This is a genomic window from Pseudomonas sp. MNR3A (assembly GCF_009650575.1).
GTDB classification, from domain to species: Bacteria; Pseudomonadota; Gammaproteobacteria; order Pseudomonadales; family Pseudomonadaceae; genus Aquipseudomonas; species Aquipseudomonas machongensis.
The window spans coordinates 1-18530 of record NZ_VZZS01000019.1; the positions used below are offsets into that span (position 1 = coordinate 1).

14 protein-coding genes and 2 pseudogenes are annotated in these 18530 nt (G+C 63.6%); 9 read left to right on the top strand and 7 right to left on the bottom strand.

Features of this window, described 5'->3' with window-relative positions; all coding sequences use genetic code 11:
* Window positions 1-995, top strand: a pseudogene (locus tag F6X62_RS25205) (hypothetical protein); the annotation flags it as partial.
* Between the two features lie 171 nt (window positions 996-1166).
* Here the strand turns inward: F6X62_RS25205 and F6X62_RS14485 are convergent.
* The 4 genes and pseudogenes from F6X62_RS14485 to F6X62_RS14500 form a co-directional block, all read right to left on the bottom strand.
* Window positions 1167-5711, bottom strand: a complete 4545-nt coding sequence (locus tag F6X62_RS14485; RefSeq protein WP_256674040.1) for a hemagglutinin repeat-containing protein — start codon at window positions 5709-5711, stop codon at window positions 1167-1169.
* Window positions 5712-5738: 27 nt separating this feature from the next.
* A complete protein-coding gene (locus F6X62_RS14490) occupies window positions 5739-7400 on the bottom strand; it encodes a ShlB/FhaC/HecB family hemolysin secretion/activation protein (protein ID WP_153773957.1) in 1662 nt (553 codons plus the stop codon).
* Window positions 7401-7637: 237 nt separating this feature from the next.
* Window positions 7638-8057: pseudogene (locus F6X62_RS14495) on the bottom strand (murein L,D-transpeptidase family protein); the annotation flags it as partial.
* A gap of 172 nt (window positions 8058-8229) precedes the next feature.
* Window positions 8230-8781, bottom strand: a complete 552-nt coding sequence (locus F6X62_RS14500; protein WP_063543294.1) for an NUDIX hydrolase — start codon at window positions 8779-8781, stop codon at window positions 8230-8232.
* 125 nt (window positions 8782-8906) lie between these two features.
* Here F6X62_RS14500 and F6X62_RS14505 point away from each other — a divergent pair, with 125 nt between their 5' ends.
* The 5 genes from F6X62_RS14505 to purT all read left to right on the top strand — a co-directional run bounded on the left by F6X62_RS14505 (window position 8907) and on the right by purT (window position 12193).
* Window positions 8907-9506 (top strand): CoA pyrophosphatase, encoded by a 600-nt coding sequence (locus F6X62_RS14505; RefSeq protein WP_153773958.1) that lies wholly within the window; start codon window positions 8907-8909, stop codon window positions 9504-9506.
* A gap of 44 nt (window positions 9507-9550) precedes the next feature.
* Window positions 9551-10075: a gamma carbonic anhydrase family protein gene (locus F6X62_RS14510; RefSeq protein ID WP_153773959.1), complete on the top strand. Its 525-nt coding sequence runs from the start codon at window positions 9551-9553 to the stop codon at window positions 10073-10075.
* On the top strand, window positions 10065-10256 hold the full coding sequence (locus tag F6X62_RS14515) for a DUF1289 domain-containing protein (RefSeq protein WP_063543296.1): 192 nt from the start codon (window positions 10065-10067) through the stop codon (window positions 10254-10256). Before F6X62_RS14510 ends, F6X62_RS14515 begins: the two co-directional genes overlap by 11 nt.
* Window positions 10257-10458: 202 nt before the next feature.
* On the top strand, window positions 10459-10926 hold the full coding sequence (locus F6X62_RS14520; RefSeq protein WP_065863171.1) for a VUT family protein: 468 nt from the start codon (window positions 10459-10461) through the stop codon (window positions 10924-10926).
* A gap of 85 nt (window positions 10927-11011) precedes the next feature.
* Window positions 11012-12193, top strand: a complete 1182-nt coding sequence (gene purT, locus F6X62_RS14525; RefSeq protein ID WP_054895619.1) for a formate-dependent phosphoribosylglycinamide formyltransferase — start codon at window positions 11012-11014, stop codon at window positions 12191-12193.
* 88 nt (window positions 12194-12281) lie between these two features.
* Here purT and F6X62_RS14530 read toward each other — a convergent pair whose 3' ends face one another.
* The 3 genes from F6X62_RS14530 to F6X62_RS14540 all read right to left on the bottom strand — a co-directional run bounded on the left by F6X62_RS14530 (window position 12282) and on the right by F6X62_RS14540 (window position 15833).
* Complete coding sequence (locus F6X62_RS14530; protein WP_063543298.1) at window positions 12282-13586, bottom strand: MFS transporter; 1305 nt, start codon at window positions 13584-13586, stop codon at window positions 12282-12284.
* A gap of 222 nt (window positions 13587-13808) precedes the next feature.
* On the bottom strand, window positions 13809-15014 hold the full coding sequence (locus F6X62_RS14535) for a transporter associated domain-containing protein (protein WP_054895621.1): 1206 nt from the start codon (window positions 15012-15014) through the stop codon (window positions 13809-13811).
* A gap of 9 nt (window positions 15015-15023) precedes the next feature.
* Window positions 15024-15833 (bottom strand): inner membrane protein YpjD, encoded by an 810-nt coding sequence (locus F6X62_RS14540; protein ID WP_054895622.1) that lies wholly within the window; start codon window positions 15831-15833, stop codon window positions 15024-15026.
* Between the two features lie 286 nt (window positions 15834-16119).
* On the opposite strand from F6X62_RS14540, the gene ffh reads away from it, so the two are divergent.
* From ffh to rimM, 3 genes are all read left to right on the top strand, one after another.
* Window positions 16120-17496, top strand: a complete 1377-nt coding sequence (ffh, locus tag F6X62_RS14545; protein ID WP_153773960.1) for a signal recognition particle protein — start codon at window positions 16120-16122, stop codon at window positions 17494-17496.
* Between the two features lie 239 nt (window positions 17497-17735).
* The gene (gene rpsP, locus F6X62_RS14550) at window positions 17736-17987 is read left to right on the top strand and encodes a 30S ribosomal protein S16 (RefSeq protein ID WP_008094480.1); all 252 of its coding nucleotides are present in this window, start codon (window positions 17736-17738) and stop codon (window positions 17985-17987) included.
* Between the two features lie 5 nt (window positions 17988-17992).
* Window positions 17993-18529, top strand: coding sequence for a ribosome maturation factor RimM (gene rimM, locus F6X62_RS14555; protein ID WP_054895624.1), 537 nt, complete (start codon window positions 17993-17995; stop codon window positions 18527-18529).
* Window position 18530: the final 1 nt, after the last annotated feature.

Sequence of the window (18530 nt, forward strand, 5' to 3'; positions counted from 1 at the left end):
GTTCGGCGCATCGGTTTTATGCGGCCTCGGCTCAGGCGGTAACCGAGGCCCAGGTGGGGCAGGGGCTGGATGTCGCGGTGCTGCGTACGGAGCTGGAGAGGCTCAAGCACGAGTCGGAGGTTTCAGTCACGGTATCGGTGGCGTTCGACGGGGCGAGTAACGAGGCCTCGGCAAAGGCGTTCCCGGTTGCGGCTTACACGCTCGAGAAGCTGGTAGCGGTGACACCGACCATTGATTCGGTGACGGACTATAAAGGCAAAGCTGTGCCGCGAGGCGGCTCGACTGTATCGACGACGCTGACCTTGAGCGGGCAGGCGTCAGCGGGGCAGAGGGTGGAGATTCTTGATGGCGCTACAGTATTGAAAACTGAAATTGTAGGGCCCACTGGGGCATGGACGAGTACGTTCACTGGGCTGGCTGCGAAGGCTTACAGCCTCAAGGCCAGAGGGCTGTATGGCGCTAATCCGGAATCTGAGGTTTGGGGGCTGACGGTACAGACCGGCGTTTGTGACGATTTCTCTGAGGCACAACCGGGGCAGTACCCTTCTACTACGCAGCACCGCTTGACTCCAATGTTGGACATTTACCCTCGAGGACTTTATCCCCAGGCTCAAGTTCTCCAGTTGGGTAATAATCGTGAACTTCAGTGGACTGATTCCTTTTTAAGTAATGGCCATAAAAACCAATTATTCTTAGGTCTCAGTAGCTTCAAAACTCCACTTGTAAATCCACTGACAGTTACGCTTGAGTTTTATCTCGTTCAGTCGAATGCTACCCGTGTATATTTGAGTGCTCGCTATGACTTAGGTGGGCCTCAGTATCCGCGGGTCGAGGCATCACCGGACGCCGGAACAATTACAATCACTGTTCCTGCGGGCGCAGTGCCTGTTGGTTTCACCGAACTACGTAATTGCTTAGGTTTTTACCTAAGCGTGGGTGATAGCGCGGATACCACTGCGGTCATTCGCCTCAAGTCAGTGTGTTTTTCGCAATAGCTTTTGAATCGCTGGCTGTAAGCATTTGAGGCTTTGATTTTTCGAGTTTACAGAACGCTCTGTGGGGCACCCGACTATTCACCTGTACGGTTGGGTCCGCTCCCACAGAGCATTGTTCCGCGTTTTTATCAGCGGTCAACGCGGGCTGGTCCAGCGCTTATCTTCCAGGTATCAGCGCCCGCCCTTGCTCCCGACACTCGATACCCACTCTTCACTGCGGCTATGCCCACTGGTGCGCAGCAGCCCCAGGTCCAGCGCATTTTCGCCGTCCGCCGCGCCTTTGCTCTTGGACAGTTCGGCAATGGCCGTCCCTATGTCGACCGGTGAGTTGGAGAAGTCCACGGAGACGTTGCGCTGGTAGTCACGACCCGTGAGCGTTTCGCGGCTGACCGACTGGGCTTGCAGATCGACATCTCCAGCGCCGGACTGTATCCGTGCCCCGACCAGGCGTGCCTGGCCGCCGACGTTCAACTCGACGCCTTCATTGCCCTTGATCCTGGCCTGGTGGGCGACGGTGTCGCGCTGGGTGTGGGACACCTCGACCTTTACCGTCGGCGAGAGTTTCGGGTCCACCTTGGACAGCGTCGGGCCGACTTTCTCGGTGACCTTGCCCGCCGCAGGGCCGGAGAGGGCGCCGGCAGCATCGAGATAACCCTGGGGGTTCTTCTCGTGGCTCAGGCGGCCATCGACCTTGACGGTGAGGGTGTCGACGCTGTCCTTGCGGCTGGCCAGCAACAGATCGCCACCGATGTCGCCGCGAACCTTTTGTGCATCCAGGCTTGCACCCTCGATCCGGGTGTCGCCTTGGCTCGCCAGCTCGATGCGCTCGGCGCGCAGGGTGCTGGCATTCCAGGTCTGGTTGTCGCGCTTGTCGAGGTTGATCTGCACCCGGCCGTGCAGGCCACGGATATCCTTGTCTGGCGTCTCGCCGCTGTTGAGCCTGAAGCCGGCACCGGCGGTGATGTCGAGATTGTCGCGTTTTTCAGTGTTGCCCGAAGCTTCGACCAGCATGCCGCCGTTGCCGGCGTGCAGCTTGATCTCGCTGGCCGAGGCGTGCAGCCCCTGCAAATGCAGGGCGATATCTTCACGGGCGCGGCTGCTGATCAGCAGTTTGCCTTGAGTGTTGAAGTGGGCATCGACGGCCTGGCTGGCCTGCTCGTCGAGCTTGCCGTTGGCGAAGTGGCCGCCGAGGGCGCCGCCCTTGCCGGTGCCGAGCTTGGCAGCGACTTCCAGACCGCCACCCAGGTTGCGCCCCGTGGCCTGTTGGCTGTCATGGGCCGCCTTGACCTGCAGCAGGCCGGCGCTGTCCAGTTCGATACCGGCTACAGGCGCTTCACGGCTGCCGATGCGGGTGCCTTCGAGGATGAGGTCGCCGCCGCTGGCGAGCACGACCTTGCCCTTGGCGTCGATCTGCGCCACTTGAGCCTTGCTTTGCTGTTTCTGGCGCTCGGCTTGGTCGAGATAGCCGCGGGTTTCGATGCCAGTGCTGCCGGGGCGGTTGCCGACCTTGGCCCAGGCGTTGCCGTCGGTCTGGCGTGTGTGCTCGTTGTGTTGGTCGTTGGCCTGAGTCAGCAGCAGCTTGCCGTTGCTGGTGATGCTGAGGTCGCCGTTGCCGGCGTTGAAGTGGCTGCCTTCGTACAGGCCGTCGGCGCCCAACTGGACCTGGATGCCCGTTTGCCCATAAAGGCTGCCGACGCGCGCAGTGCGTACGTCTTGCACGCTGCTCGACGAGCCGCCCTTGCCGCTGGCCCGTACATTGAGGTCCTGGCCGGTACTGGTGTCGACCCTGGCATCGCCACCAACGGCCAGTTGCTCGACGCCATGGGATTGCTCGTCGACTGCCGCGCGCTGGTGATGCTGATTGGCGCTGATCGCCAGCAGCCCTTGATTGGCACGCCAGGCGGTGCCCTGGTCGTCGATACGCTCGGCCTGGACCTTGACGCTGGCACCCGACAACTCGCTGACCTGGGCGATCCCGCGGCGCTGGTTCTCCAGGCGTTTGAGATGCTCCACGGTCATGTCACCGCCGACGCTGGGCGCGACCATCGCGTCCTCGGGCGATGCCTGCTGGAAGCGCGCAGCTTCCTCGCCAAGTACCAGGCGCTCGATCGGTCGGGTCAGGTCGCGGTACTCGAGGCTGGCACCGAGGGTGCCGCGCCAGTTGTCGTTGCGCTGAGTGCGTTCGTGCACATCCTGTACGGCACGATTTTCGATCTCGTTGGCCTCGACCACCAGGGCCTTGCCGGCTTCGACGCGGGCGGCCTCGGTAACCAGCTTTGCTGTGCCGATCTTCACATCGCCTCCTGCCTGCAATTCGCTGCGTTGTACCTTGCTGTCGCGCTCACGCACGTTCTCCTTCCGATGATGCCCTTCGAAGTGGCTGCCGATCCGGTCGATGCCGCCGGTCACGGCCAGGCTGCCGCCGCTGTGGGTGGTCTGGGTGTCTGTCTGCTGGTCGTTGCGGGTGGCGCCAAGCGTTATCTGTTGCCCTTGCAGGTTGAGGTCGCCGGTATCGGCCTTGACCTTCGAGCCGTTGACCTGCAAGTGCGCGTCACTGTGCAGCTCGACCGTCGCGCCCTTGAGTTCGCTGGCGACCTGCTCGGTGGCGCGTTGCTCGCTGTGCCGGTTGACCACTGCGTAGCCGACCCCGGCTTCATACTGGCGTGAACCGGGCTTGTCGCCGTTGGCCTCGGTGGTCTGGCGGGCGTGGGCGGTGAGGATGCGCTGCTGTTCGTCGGTCTTGCTGTCGCTGCGCGCTTGAGCGCTTTCGACGATCAGATCGCCCTTGGCCTCGATCTTGAGCTGCTTGCCAGCCTCGACTTTGGCACCTTCAATGCGCAGTTCCTCGGCACTGGCCAGGCGCAGGTCGCTTTTCGAGCTGACGTCGCTTGCCAGCACTTTTTCCTGCTGGCTGCTGTGGCTGCGGTCGTGGCCGATCAGGCCGAACAGCTTGCTGTCGCTCTGTTTTTCGGTGGTGCTGGAGCGGTTGTGGTCGGCTTCGATCGCCAGGTTGCCGTTGTTGCTGTAGAGCACCGATTCACCTTCGCTGGCGATGGTGCTGCCCTTGACCCTGACCTGCCCGGCGGTGACGTTCAGGTTGGCGCCCGAGGTGATGGTGCTCCCGGCGACCTGCCGCGCGGTGTCGTCCTTGCCCTCGCGGTCGCCGAAGAAGCTGCCGGACACCAGGTCGCCGCGGTAGTCGCGTTGCGTGCCGCGCTTGTCCAGGGCCGTGGTGGTGATCTCGACCTGCTGGCCGGCCAGGGTCATATCGCCCTCGCTGTGCAGGTGGCTGCCTTGCACCTTGAGCGTGCCACCGGCCTTGGCGGTCAGCTCGGCGCCTCGCAGATCGCTGGCTTTGGCGGTTTCCTGATAGTGGTCACTGTCGCTGTCACCCCGCCACAGATGCTTGCGATGGCGAACCTGCTCCTCGACACGCCCGCTCTCCTTGCCTGCTTCGATGTTCAGGTTGGCCGCGCTGTCGAGGGCGAGTGCGCCACCGGCTTGCAGGCTGGCCGCTTGCAGTTGCATGTCGCCGCCGGACTTGAGCGCCAGGCGGTCATCGGCTTTCAGTTGCGTGCCCTGCAGTGCGTGCTGGGTTGTGGTGGTGTTGCTTTCATAGGTTTCGGTGGTGACGAACAACCATTTTTTGTCCCAGGCCTTGCGCTCACGCTCGATGTTCTCCTGGGCTGCGGTGTCCAGCGTGAGTTTCTGCCCTGTATTGACGTCGATCGATTTGCCCTGGCCCGTGACGGCCTGCAGCCTCAGGTCGCCGCTGGCATTGAGGTTGAGGTCACCTTGACTGCTGCGCAGTACGGCGCTATGCGGGCCGTTGTCACCGATATGCAGGCTGCCGGCGGACTGGATGTCGATGCCGTCGCGACCGTGCATGGCAATCGCCCCGACCCGCACGCCAGCGCCCTCGGCAGTGCTGACCACGCGGATGCGGCCGGCGTGCATGGCGCCGAACAGGCTGGCGTCGATGCTTGCCGGGGTGCCTGGCAGGTGCTCGACGACCTGGCCATTGGTGGCGTCGATGCGGTTGCGCCCGGCAGTCAATTGCAGGTCGTCGCGGGCGTTGAGCGTACCTTTGCTGTCGATGCGCGGGGCAATCAGTTCGAGTGCGCCGCCGTCGTTGCTCTGGCCCCCGCCGAGCACGTTCAGCGCGCCGCTGGCGCTCATCGAGTCAAGCAGGCGCACGCGACCGTCCTCGAGCTGGACATCACCGACCAGAAAACCTGCGCGGGTGGTGTTGATGAAGCTGCCGCCATTGAGGGTGATGCCGTTGCTGTTGGCGAGGATGTAGTCGGCGGGGCGGCCGAAGATTTCCTGGGGGCCTTCGATCAGCGAGGCGTTGCGGCTGACCACTTCGTTGAGGATGGTCGAGGCGGCCTGGCCCTGGAACTGGGGGTTGGCGGCCAGGGCGCCAGCCAGTTGCGACTGGCCCGATTGCAGGGCGTTGTTGAGCACCGCACCCGCCTGGCCGACGTTGTAGTCGAGGAACTGGTTGTGCGACAGGCCGCTGGCGTTGGGGGCGACGATGTCGATTACCGGTACGCCATGGGCGTTGTTGATCAGTGGTGTTCCCGCCGGGCCGGGAGTCGGTTGCAGCCCGCCTTGGGCGAGCAGGGTCGGGGAGGTGGCCATCAGCGTCAGGAAGATGCTCCAGCGCAAGGCATTGGGCGACGTCGGGACATGCAGTTTTTTGGTGTCGTTCACGGGCTTGTCTCTCTTGTTGTGGGTGAATCAGATACTCAGGTTCCATTCGAGCACCCAGACACCGGGCTCCAGGCTGCCGCGCGGCAGGTCGCTGGAGCTCAGCGCGCGCTGGTAGTCCAGGCGCAGACGCTGGCTCGGGGTGCTCAGCATCACGCCCAGGGTGGCGCCGACCATCCGCTGTGGGCTGCTGCCGTGGTCGAAACGGGTCCAGCCCAGGTCCAGGCCGAGGTGCGGGCGGATTTCCAGGGGCAGGGCGACGGACAGGGGGCGGCTCAGCGTGTTGCGCCACACGGCGCCGCTCGCGCCGGAGACGCTGTGCTGGCGAAAGCCGCGCACGGCCAGGTCGTCGGAGAGGGCAAGCTGTTCGATGGCGGGCAGGCGGTCGGGGCTGTACTGCAAGTTCAGCTCGCTCTGCCAGCGCCACTTGCCCTGGTTCAGGTACAGAAGCGTGGCGCGGTACTTGCGAAACCCGGGCTCGGCGCTCTTGCGTCCAAGCGGCTCGCGGTCGGCACCCAGCCAGTCGACGCCCTGGGCGATGCCGAGGTACGCGTTCCACAGGCCGGCTTCGAGCCAGAACAGGTTGATGCCGGCTTCCAGGGTGGTCAGCACCGGGCTTTGCTGGGCGACCTTGAGCGGGCCGAACCAGGTGGCCACGCGCTTGTGATCCAGACGCAGGCTGGCGTTGAGCATGCCTTGTTGATTGCGCCAGAGCATGCGCTCGACGCTCAGGCCTTGCAGGCTGCTGTTGCCGTGGCTGCCGATCTGGCTGCCGGGCAGCGGCGCGCGGTATTGCAGTTGGCTGGCGTTGAGGGCGAAGGTCCAGGGACCATAGGGGAGGCTGTAGTAGAGGCTGGCGCCCTGGCTGCGACCTGGCGCGTCGAATACCGTCGACAGCAGCGAAATGCGCAGGTCGTCGTTCAGGCTCAAGGGGCTGTCCAGGCCCAGCGTGAGGCTCAGCCGGTGGCGGCCGGTGAGTGCACTGCCGCGATTGTCCAGACGGCTGTCCAGGTGCCAGCGCGAGCTGATGTGGCGTGGTTCGATCTGGATGTGGGTGCCGCCAGGCAGGTCGCCGGGTCGCACGTTGGCGCCAAGATCATAGGCTCTGAGGCGATTCAACTGGTCCAGCCCTTGTTCCAGGTCAGGCAGGTGCAAGGGCTGGCCGAGCATGCCGGGGAAGGCGCTGGCCAGTGACAGCGGCAGCGCGTTGTCGAGTACGATGCTTTCGACGAATCCTTCGATAATCACGATATCGAGGGGCATGCCAGCACCTGGTTGGCGCGCCAGGTAAGGGCGGCTTGCGGGATATCCGGCTTGGACGTAGCGTTCAGTGATGGCCAGCAGCAGGCGGTTGATGTCCGCCGGCCCCATGCAACCGTGCAGCAGGGGCCGCAGGCTCTGTTCGAGGGCGGTGTTGGTGACGCGCCTGTTACCGCTCAGGTGCAGGCCGCTGACCGGCCAACATTGCTCTGCAGGCGCTGCCGATGGCGCCTGGCGCTCCAGTGTTTGCGGGGCAGAGCGGCGCTGCCATTGCTCCAGTCGCTGCTGTTGCTGCAGGTGCTGAAGCTCGCGTTGCTGGTCGCGCAGTTGCTCGCTGGCGGGATCGGCTGCAAGGGCAACCGAGCTGGTCAGCAGCGCGAGCAATGCATGGGTGATAGAGCGACAAATAGCCGGAAACGGGGTGTTCGCCATGGAAGAATTCCGCAGAGGTCGTACGGTTCGCGTACTCGTTTGCGTGGATTCTAAAAATTCGAACAGTCGTTTGGATGCGGTACGTTGCCTGCTTGGGTATCAGGCAAATAACGTTTTTGAGTCGGGATATTCTGAGGATTTGCTGTAGATGTAGGACGCCGCCCCGTCAGGCTACGCCGCCTTCCTCAGGTGGGCGCCCTGCAGCGCAGCAGTGGAAGGTGCAGGGAGCCCGCAGGCTCAGGGGCGAATCTCGATCATGGTGCCGTCCTTGACCATGCTCCACACTTCACGCATGTCGTCGTTGCGCATGGCGATGCAGCCTTCGGTCCAGTCGAGGGTGTGGAAATACCACTCCGGGTATTCTTCGTTGATCGGTGTGCCGTGGATCATGATCATGCTGCCGGCATTGACCCCTTCGCGGCGCGCCTTGGCGGCGTCGCTGATGTTCGGGTAGGAGATGTGCATGGCCAGGTTGTAGCGGTCGCTGACCTTGCGCCAGTCGAGCCAGTAGAAGCCTTCAGGGGTGCGCTTGTCGCCTTCGCGCTCCTTGGCGCCCTTGGGTTGCTTGCCCAGGGAGATGCGGTAGGTCTTGAATGGCTCGCCGCGGCTGATCAGTTGCAGGCGCCGCTCTGACTTGAGCACCAGCACCTTGTCGATCTGCGGCTGGCTGCTGCTTTGCGCAGGCCTGGCCTGGGGCTGCGTGCCCTGCGACGTGGTCGCGGGCAGGGGCTTGCGAATGATGGTCTCGGTGAACGCCGCCTGGGACACCGATGCAACGCACAAGCAGAAGAGGGCAAGCAACCAGCGCATGAAACGTATCCTGAAGTAGCTAGGTGGACGACGAAACGTTCATCGGCGGCAGGTATTCATGGCCTATGGGGTACTGCTGCCCGATGCGGTCGCGATAATAGCATTCTAGTGTCCGCGTGACGGTGCGGAAAGCCAGTTCGTTCCAGGGTATTTCATGCTCCTCGAACAAGCGCACCTCCAGGCTCTCCACACCCACGTCGAAGTCCAGGTCGGCCAGTTCTGCGCGGAAGAACACATGCACCTGGTTGATGTGCGGCAGGTCGAACAACTGATAGAGGGTGGTCGGGCCGACGCGTGCGCAGGCTTCCTCGACGGTCTCGCGGCGCGCGGCCTGGTCGAGGGTTTCGCCGTTCTCCATGAAACCAGCCGGCAGCGTCCAGAAGCCGCGGCGCGGCTCGATGGCGCGGCGGCACAGCAACACCTGGCTGCCCCAGACGGGCAAGACGCCTGCGACGATGTTGGGGTTCTGGTAGTGGATGGTCTGGCAGGAGGGGCAGACGTACCGCAGGCGGCTGTCGCCCTCGGGAATCTGCTGAATGACCGGTTGGCCGCACGCGCTGCAGAATTTCATGCTTTTATTCCTGTGTGAGCCGCTATCTTGGCGCGGCCGGCGGGGTTGCCGCAAGCCGTCGGGGCTTGGGTGCCTCGCGGCTTTGGTGCATCATGCAAGGCAGGCCTTGGAATCGAGAGTGCGTAATGCTGGACGAGCTTCTTCGCCGAATGAGCAACCATACCCCCGCGTCACTGGAGGCGGATCGCCGTTTTCCCGAGGCGGCGGTGCTGCTGCCCATTACCCGTAGCGATGAGCCCGAGCTGGTGCTCACCTTGCGTGCCAAGGGGCTTTCCACCCATGGTGGCGAGGTGGCCTTTCCGGGAGGGCGCCGCGATCCGGAAGACCCGGACCTGGTGTTCACCGCCCTGCGCGAAGCCGAGGAGGAAATCGGCCTGCCGCCGGGGTTGGTCGAGGTGATCGGCCCGCTGAGCCCGCTGATTTCGTTGCACGGACTGAAGGTTACGCCGTTCGTCGGGTTGATTCCGGATTACGTCGAGTACCAGCCCAACGATGCCGAAATCGCAGCGGTGTTCAACGTCCCGCTGTCGTTCTTTCGCCAGGACCCACGCGACCACACCCATCGCATCGACTACCAGGGGCGCAGCTGGTACGTGCCCAGCTACCGTTATGGCGACTACAAGATCTGGGGGCTGTCGGCGATCATGATCGTCGAGTTGGTCAACGTGCTGTTCGATGCCGGTATCAGCCTGCACCAGCCGCCAGAGCGCTTTATCCAGAACTGAGCGGGGCTCACCCGCCGACCGCGTCCAACCGTGAGGAACATGACATGAAATACCGCCTGGGCGACCTGCGGGTCGAAGCCCATCCCAGCAGTTGGGCCGCGCCCACTGCCACCTTGATCGGCAAGGTGCGCCTGCAGGCCCGGGCCAGTGTGTGGTTCGGCGCCGTGCTGCGCGGCGACAACGAGCTGATCGACATCGGCGAGGACAGCAATGTCCAGGACGGTACGGTGATGCACACCGACATGGGTTCGCCGCTGACCTTGGGCAAGGGCGTGACCATCGGTCACAATGCCATGCTGCATGGCTGCAGCGTCGGCGACTACAGCCTGGTCGGCATCAATGCGGTCATCCTCAACGGTGCGCGGATCGGCAAGCACTGCATCATCGGCGCCAATGCGCTGATCCCCGAGGGCAAGGAGATTCCCGACGGTTCGCTGGTGATGGGCTCGCCAGGCAAGGTGGTGCGCGAGCTGACCGAGCAGCAGATGCGCATGCTCGAAGCCAGCGCCGCGCACTATGTGCACAACGCCGAGCGCTATGCGCGGGAGCTGGTGGTCGATGAAGACTGACGAGCGGCCGGTCGCTTCGCCGTGCGTTAACGTCTGTGCGCTGGATGAGCAGGACATCTGCATCGGTTGCCAGCGTACGGTGCAGGAGATCACCCGATGGGCGCGGATGGACAATGACGAGCGCCGGGCGGTGATCAAGCTTTGCCACGAAAGGGCACTAGAGGCTGGCCTCATCCTCTAGTCTGATGCAGAACCCTGTGGTAGCGGGCATGCCCGCGAACACCGGCACAGCCGGTGCCATCCACCGCGTTGGATTCTTCGCGGGTGAACCCGCTCCCACAGGGATCACGCCGCCCTTGAAGCTGATGTTGTACCTGTGGGAGCGGGTTTACCCGCGAACTGCCCAAAGGTAATCTGTGCGGCTTGCCCACAGACTACCCGCCATGTTCTATCTCATTGCCTACATAAGCAGCGTAGTGCTGATCAACTACGCCTTCTCCAGTGCCCCGCACCTGGACGTGATCTGGTCCGCCTGGGGCGGTCTGGTGTTCATCCTGCGCGACATGGTGCAGACCCGTTACGGGCATGGCGCGCTGATTGCGATGCTGGCGGCGCTGGTGCTGTCCTACGCGACTTCGGAGCCGGCCATCGCCCTGGCCAGTGCTACGGCCTTCTTCGTGTCCGAACTGATCGACTGGCTGGTGTTCAGCGTCACCCGCAGGCCCCTGCGTGACCGTTTGTGGCTGAGCTCGGCGCTGAGTATTCCGGTGGACACCTTCATCTTCTTCGGCATGATCGGTGCGCTGACGCCTGCCGTGATCGGCACGGCGATGGCCTCGAAGTTCGCCGGTGTAACGGCGGTCTGGCTGATCATGGCATGGCGGGCGCGACGCGCGCTGGCGGTGGGTTGATCCGCGCCCGATTGATGTAGAATACCGGTCCTTTTTCAGCGGGCAGCACCAGCCGGCGCGCCCCGGACGCCTTCGAGGACCTGAAATGACCCGTATCGGAACCCCATTGTCGCCGACTGCGACCCGCGTACTGCTGTGTGGCTGCGGCGAACTGGGCAAGGAAGTGGTGATCGAGCTGCAGCGCCTGGGTGTCGAGGTGATCGCTGTTGACCGTTACGCCAACGCGCCTGCCATGCAGGTCGCGCACCGTAGCCATGTGATCAACATGCTCGACGGCGTCGCCCTGCGTGCGGTGATCGAAGCTGAAAAACCGCACTACATCGTGCCGGAAATCGAGGCCATCGCCACCGCTACGCTGGTCGAGCTGGAAAACGAAGGTTTCAACGTGGTGCCGACCGCCCGCGCCACCCAGCTGACCATGAACCGTGAAGGCATCCGTCGCCTGGCGGCTGAAGAGCTGCAGCTGCCGACCTCGCCCTATCACTTCGCCGACACCTATGAAGACTTTGCCAAGGGCGTGGCCGATGTTGGCTACCCGTGCGTGGTCAAGCCGGTAATGAGCTCGTCGGGCAAGGGCCAGAGCCTGCTGCGCAGCGATGCCGACCTGCAGAAAGCCTGGGACTACGCCCAGGAAGGCGGGCGTGCCGGCAAGGGCCGGGTGATCGTCGAAGGTTTCATCGATTTCGAGTACGAAATCACCTTGCTGACCGTGCGTCACGTGGGCGGCACCACCTTCCTCGCGCCGGTCGGTCACCGCCAGGAGAAGGGCGACTATCAGGAGTCCTGGCAGCCTCAGGCGATGAGTCCGAAGGCGCTGGCCGAGTCGCAGCGTGTGGCCCAGGCCGTCACCGATGCGCTGGGCGGCCGTGGCCTGTTCGGCGTCGAGCTGTTCGTCAAGGGCGACCAGGTGTGGTTCAGCGAAGTGTCGCCACGTCCGCATGACACTGGTCTGGTCACCTTGATTTCCCAGGACCTGTCGCAGTTCGCCCTGCATGCCCGTGCGATTCTCGGCCTGCCGATCCCGGTGGTGCGTCAGTTCGGACCGTCGGCCTCGGCAGTGATCCTGCCCGAGGGCCAGTCACAGCAGACCAGCTTCGCCAACCTGGGCGCAGCGCTGAGCGAGCCAGACACCGCCATTCGCCTGTTCGGCAAGCCGGAAATCAATGGCACCCGCCGCATGGGCGTGTGCCTGGCCCGCGACGAGTCGGTCGAAGCGGCACGGGCCAAGGCGACCCGTGCTTCGCAGGCGGTCAAGGTCGAGTTCTGATCTGAGATCGCACGGGGCTGCCGAGCAGCCCATTCGCGGGCAAGCCCGCTCCTGCAGACTCCTGCAGGAGCGGGCTTGCTTCAACTGCTCAAAGCTCGGTATGGCGGGTTTCCTTCAGGCACAGCACGGCAATCAGGCTGATCACCGCCGCCACCGACACATATCCCCCCACCCAGCTCAAACCGCCCATGCTCACCAGTTGCTGGGCGAAGAACGGTGCCGCCGAGGCGCCGACGATGCCGCCCAGGTTGTAGGCCGCCGAGGCCCCGGTGTAACGCACGTGGGTCGGAAACAGCTCAGGCAGCAGCGCGCCCATCGGTGCGAAGGTCACGCCCATCAGGAACAGTTCGATCGCCAGGAACAGCGCCACGCCGGCAGTGGAGCCCGAGGTCAGCAGGGGTTCCATGGTGAAGCCTGAGGCAATGGCCAGCAGGCCGCCGACGATCAGCACCGGCTTGCGCCCATAGCGGTCGCTCAGCCAGGCCGACAGCGGCGTAGCCAGGGCCATGAACACCACGGCGAAGCACAGCAGGCCGAGGAAGGTTTCGCGGCTGTAGCCCAGCGTCGACACGCCGTAGCTCAGCGAGAATACCGTGGAGATGTAGAACAGTGCGTAGCACACCACCATCGCCGCAGCGCCCAGCAAGGTGGGCATCCAGTATTTGGCGAACAGGTCGACAACCGGCATTTTCACCCGCTCTTGACGGGCTACGGCCTTGGCGAACACCGGGCTTTCCTCGAGCTTCAGGCGTACGTACAGCCCCACCAGCACCAGGGCAGCGCTGAGCAGGAACGGAATGCGCCAGCCCCACTCACGGAACTGCTCGTCGCTGAGCACCAGTGCCAGGGTCAGGAACAGACCGTTGGCGGCGAGGAAACCAATCGACGGGCCCAACTGCGGGAACATGCCGAACCAGGCGCGCTTGCCGGGTGGTGCGTTCTCGGTGGCGAGCAGGGCCGCGCCACCCCATTCGCCGCCCAACCCCAGCCCCTGGCCGAAGCGCAGCACGCAAAGGATGATCGGTGCCCACACGCCGATGCTGTCATAGCCTGGCAGTACACCGATCAGCGTGGTGGATACGCCCATCAGCAGCAATGACGCGACCAGGGTCGACTTGCGCCCGATGCGATCACCGAAGTGGCCGAACAAGGCCGAGCCCAGCGGTCGGGCAAGGAAGGCGATACCGAAGGTGAGAAAGGCTGCCAGCATCTGCGCGGTGCCTGAGCCGGACGGGAAGAATACCGGCCCGATCACCAGCGCAGCGGCCGTGGCGTACACGTAGAAATCGTAGAACTCGATGGCGGTGCCGATGAAGCTGGCGGTGGCGACCCGGGCGGGCGAATTGACCGGGGTCGCCGAGTCAGGCTCGGCGTAGGTGCTGCTGGTTGTCATGCGTAGGTCCCTGAACAGTCGTTCGCGCGGCCGAGCAGGCGGGCCGCAGCGTATTGTTGTGGTTCGCCAGGCTGACGAGGGCCCAAGGGGTGGCAGGGAGCGGGCGCTGCTCGGGGTAGGACGCAGGGCTGCTGGCACGTCAGTGAGGCGGACTGGCCGTGGGGCGCCGGGTGCGGGTAGCAGGCGGGACGGCAGGGCTGGGTAAGCGTGGCCCGAGTATAGCTATCGGGTTACGGTCCAGACCAGTACCTTACTGGCGCAATTGTCCTCGGTTTCGAGGATTTCCAGGCGGTAGCGTCCGACTTTCAGGCATACCGCGCTTGCCGGGATGCTTTCCAGTGCTTCGGTGACCAGGCCATTGAGGGTTTTCGGGCCGCCGTCGCAGGGCAGGTGCCATCCCAGGCTGCGGTTGAGCTCGCGCAGCGAGGCGGTGCCTTCGATGATGAAGCGGCCATCGGGCTGGGGATGGATATGGGGGTTGTCCAGGCTCTGTTCGTCCTCGAACTCGCCGACGATCTCTTCAAGGATGTCTTCGAGCGTTACGATCCCCAGCACTTCGCCGTACTCGTCCACGACCACGCCCATTCGCCGCTGCTGCTTGTGGAAGTTCAGCAGTTGCATTTGCAGCGGGGTGCTTTCCGGGACGAAGTAGGGCTCGTAGCAGGCGGCCTGCAGCTTCTCCAGGGTCAGTTCGGCGCGTGGCAGCAGGTGGCTGATGAGCTTGGTGTTGAGGATCGCTTCGACCTGGTTGATGTCGTTGTGATAGACGGGCAGGCGGGTGTGGCGGCTGAGGATCAACTGTTCGATGACCTGTTCGATCGGGTCGTCGAGGTTGATGCCGTCGACTTCGTTGCGCGGGACCAGAATGTCGTTGACGGTAATCTTGTCCAGCGCTTGCAGGCCCTCGAGCAGGCCCTGGCGTGGTGGTTCGTGGGGCTCGTCGTCATCCTGGGCGTCTTCATCCTGTGGGTGCAGGGCGACGGCGTTGGGCTGTACGCGCAATGGGCGCAGGATCAGCTTGGCCGTGCCGTCGAGCAGGCAGGCCACAGGCTGCAGTGCCGCCAGTGGCAGCTTGAGCAGGCTGGCGCCAAGGCTGACATAGGCCTGTGGGTTGCGCCGGGCCAGGCGCCTTGGCAGGTATTCGGTCAGCACCAGCAGTGCCAGCGTGGCGCACAGCCCGGCCAGCCAGAAACCATGCTCGCCGCTGTAGCGCTGGCCGATCAGGCATGCCAGGCCCAGCACCAGCAATCTGCCCAGGCTGGCACAGAGCACCAAGGCCTGGGCGGGCAGGGTGGGCTGTTCGGCTTCACCGGCGCGGGCGTGGCCGTTGAGCTGCTGGCGGGCGGCCTCGACCGCGCTGAACAGCGCCGACCACAGCAGCGCCAGTATCAGGGTGCCGAGCAGCGGGGCGTACGGCAAAGTGTCCATGATTGCCCGTCAGATGTGCAGGATGAATTCGCGAACCAGCTTGCTGCCAAAATAGGCCAGCATCAGCAGGCAGAAGCCCGCCAGGGTCCAGCGGATCGCCTTGTGCCCGCGCCATCCCAGGCGATTGCGCCCCCACAGCAGGACGCTGAACACGATCCAGGCCAGGCACGACAGCGAGGTCTTGTGTACCAAGTGCTGGGCGAACAGGTTCTCGAAGAACAGCCAACCGGAGATCAGCGAAAGCGACAGGAAGATCCAGCCCGCCCAGAGAAAGCCGAACAGCAGGCTTTCCATTGTTTGCAGTGGAGGGAAGTTGCGGATCAGCCCCGAGGGGTGCTTGTGCTTGAGCTGGTGGTCCTGGAGCAACAGCAGCAACGCCTGGACCACGGCGATGGTGAACAGGCCATAGGCGAGGATCGACAGCAGGATGTGCGCCAGGATGCCGGGTTCTTCATTGACCAGCGGCACGGTGCCCGCCGGTGCGAACTGTGCCAGCAGCGCCGTCACTGCCCCCAGCGGGAACAGCAGCACCAGCAGGTTCTCCACCGGAATGCTCAGGCAGGCGAGCAACGTCAGGGCGATCACTGCGGTGGCGATCAGGCTGGCGGCGCTGAAGAAGTCGAGGCTCAGGCCCAGCGGGGTGAGCAACTGGAAGAACAGGGCGCAGGTCTGTGCGACAACGGCAATCACGCCCAGCAGGCCGAGCAGGCGTTTGTCGACCTTGGCACCCTGTGCCAGGCGCGAACCTTGATAGGCCGTCGCGGCAATATAAAGGATGGCTGCGATCAGGTTGGGGATGAGGCTGGGTGAGGAGAGCATAGGTCCTGGTAGGCGAGCCCTTAAAGGAGGGAAGTTTGGCATAGAACGCGGTTGCCTAGGAAGACTGCAGACCGCCTCGGCCTTTTCGCGGCCAAGCCTGTTCCTGCAGCCCCTGAGTTTCTTGGGCGCGGGCTGCCCGCGAACGGCCCCCCGATCACCGCTCGGCACCAAGGTGTGCGCCACCGCCGCTCTCCGTTATAATGCGCGGCTTGCTGTGCCCTTCGCGTGTGGATATCCGCCAGGGCACCTGAACAACCTCGGCTTTATTGGGCCTGAAAGGATCACCATGTTCGAAAACCTGACCGACCGCCTGTCACAGACGCTGCGCCATGTCACCGGCAAGGCCAAGCTGACCGAAGAGAACATCAAGGACACGTTGCGTGAAGTGCGCATGGCCCTGCTCGAGGCCGACGTCGCCCTGCCGGTGGTCAAGGACTTCGTCAACAGCATCAAGGAGCGTGCGGTCGGCACCGAGGTGTCGCGCAGCCTGACGCCGGGCCAGGCGTTCGTGAAGATCGTCCAGGCCGAGCTGGAAAGCCTGATGGGCGCGGCCAACGAAGACCTCGCACTCAATGCCGCTCCGCCAGCCGTGGTACTGATGGCAGGCCTGCAGGGCGCGGGCAAGACCACCACTGCCGGCAAGCTGGCGCGCTTCCTGAAAGACCGCAAGAAAAAGACCGTCATGGTGGTGTCCGCCGACGTCTACCGCCCGGCGGCGATCAAGCAGCTCGAAACCCTGGCCAACGACATCGGCGTGACCTTCTTCCCGTCCGACATCAGCCAGAAGCCGGTCGATATCGCCGAGGCGGCGATTCGCGAAGCCAAGATCAAGTTCATCGACGTGGTCATCCTCGATACCGCCGGCCGTCTGCACATCGACGCCGACATGATGGACGAGATCAAGGCCCTGCACGCAGCGGTCAAGCCGGTCGAGACGCTGTTCGTGGTCGATGCCATGACCGGCCAGGACGCCGCCAACACCGCCAAGGCCTTCGGTGAGGCGCTGCCGCTGACCGGCGTGGTGCTGACCAAGGTCGATGGTGATGCCCGTGGCGGTGCCGCGCTGTCGGTGCGCGCCATTACCGGCAAGCCGATCAAGTTCATCGGTATGGGCGAGAAGACCGAAGCCCTCGAGCCTTTCCACCCCGACCGCATCGCCTCGCGCATCCTCGGCATGGGCGACGTGCTCAGCCTGATCGAGCAGGCCGAGCAGAACATCGACAAGGCCAAGGCCGACAAGCTGGCCAAGAAGCTGAAGAAGGGCAAGGGCTTCGACCTCGAAGACTTCCGCGACCAACTGCAGCAGATGAAGAACATGGGCGGCCTGGGTGGCCTGATGGACAAGCTGCCCAGCATCGGTGGCGTCAACCTGTCGCAGATGGGCAACGCGCAGGGTGCGGCCGAGAAGCAATTCAAGCAGATGGAAGCGATCATCAACTCCATGACCCCTGCCGAGCGCCGTGACCCCGACCTGATCAGCGGTTCGCGCAAGCGCCGTATCGCCCTGGGTTCCGGCACGCAGGTGCAGGATATCGGCCGGCTGATCAAGCAGCACAAGCAGATGCAGAAGATGATGAAGAAATTCTCCGCCAAGGGCGGCATGGCCAAGATGATGCGTGGCCTGGGCGGGATGCTGCCGGGCGGCGGCATGCCGAAGCTGTAACCGAATCCGCTTGGTCGCCTTGATAGGCGGCCAGGCAGACCCCGCCTTGGCGGGAAAGCGCCGCAAAACAGCGGCTTAAGCGGCAGGTCTGGATTGCTTTGCATGGCTCTTGCGAAAAAGCCATTTGCAAATGTCCGTGTATTCCCTGAGAATATGCGGCCTTTTGGGCACCCGTGTGCCTATTTGGCATTCAGATTTGCAGCACTGACTGCAGTACCGACTATAGGAACGATGTTCACATGGTAACCATTCGTCTGGCCCGTGGCGGCTCGAAAAAGCGCCCTTTCTACCACCTGACCGTGACCAACTCGCGTAACGCCCGTGACGGCCGTTTCGTTGAGCGCGTTGGCTTCTTCAACCCGATCGCCTCGGGCGCCGAAGTCAAGCTGTCGGTCAACCAGGAACGCGTCACCTACTGGCTGAGCCAGGGCGCGCAGCCGTCTGAGCGTGTTGCTCAGCTGCTGAAGGACGCTGCCAAGGCTGCTGCCTGAGCAGTATGAACGCGACGCCAGAAAAGGCTGACGACCTCATCGTCGTTGGCAAGATTTTTTCGGTTCACGGCGTTCGCGGCGAGGTGAAGGTGTATTCCTTTACCGATCCGATTGAAAACCTGTTGGATTATCCGCGCTGGACGCTTCGGCACGAAGGCAAGGTAAAGCAGGTCGAGCTGGTCAGCGGTCGTGGCTCCCAGAAGGGCCTGGTCGTGAAACTGAAAGGCCTCGACGATCGCGATGAAGCCCGTCTTCTGAGCGGTTACGAAATCTGCATTGCGCGGAGCCTTTTGCCCAACCTGGCCGCCGACGAGTACTACTGGTACCAGTTGCAGGGCCTGAAGGTCATCAACCAGGACGAACAACTGTTCGGCAAGGTCGATCACCTGTTGGAGACCGGTGCGAACGATGTAATGGTGGTCAAGCCTTGCGCAGGCAGCCTGGATGATCGCGAGCGTCTGTTGCCCTATACGGAGCAATGTGTGCTGGCAATCGACCTGGAAGCAGGTGTGATGCGAGTCGAATGGGACGCGGATTTCTAGA

Coding starts and splice junctions, on each gene's coding strand:
- F6X62_RS14530 (WP_063543298.1), bottom strand. CDS start 13,586: ATGACAACCAGCAGCACCTACGCCGAGCCTGACTCGGCGACCCCGGTC.
- F6X62_RS14510 (WP_153773959.1), top strand. CDS start 9,551: ATGAAATACCGCCTGGGCGACCTGCGGGTCGAAGCCCATCCCAGCAGT.
- rimM (WP_054895624.1), top strand. CDS start 17,993: ATGAACGCGACGCCAGAAAAGGCTGACGACCTCATCGTCGTTGGCAAG.
- ffh (WP_153773960.1), top strand. CDS start 16,120: ATGTTCGAAAACCTGACCGACCGCCTGTCACAGACGCTGCGCCATGTC.
- purT (WP_054895619.1), top strand. CDS start 11,012: ATGACCCGTATCGGAACCCCATTGTCGCCGACTGCGACCCGCGTACTG.
- F6X62_RS14540 (WP_054895622.1), bottom strand. CDS start 15,833: ATGCTCTCCTCACCCAGCCTCATCCCCAACCTGATCGCAGCCATCCTT.
- F6X62_RS14490 (WP_153773957.1), bottom strand. CDS start 7,400: ATGGCGAACACCCCGTTTCCGGCTATTTGTCGCTCTATCACCCATGCA.
- F6X62_RS14505 (WP_153773958.1), top strand. CDS start 8,907: ATGCTGGACGAGCTTCTTCGCCGAATGAGCAACCATACCCCCGCGTCA.
- F6X62_RS14500 (WP_063543294.1), bottom strand. CDS start 8,781: ATGAAATTCTGCAGCGCGTGCGGCCAACCGGTCATTCAGCAGATTCCC.
- F6X62_RS14520 (WP_065863171.1), top strand. CDS start 10,459: ATGTTCTATCTCATTGCCTACATAAGCAGCGTAGTGCTGATCAACTAC.
- rpsP (WP_008094480.1), top strand. CDS start 17,736: ATGGTAACCATTCGTCTGGCCCGTGGCGGCTCGAAAAAGCGCCCTTTC.
- F6X62_RS14535 (WP_054895621.1), bottom strand. CDS start 15,014: ATGGACACTTTGCCGTACGCCCCGCTGCTCGGCACCCTGATACTGGCG.
- F6X62_RS14515 (WP_063543296.1), top strand. CDS start 10,065: ATGAAGACTGACGAGCGGCCGGTCGCTTCGCCGTGCGTTAACGTCTGT.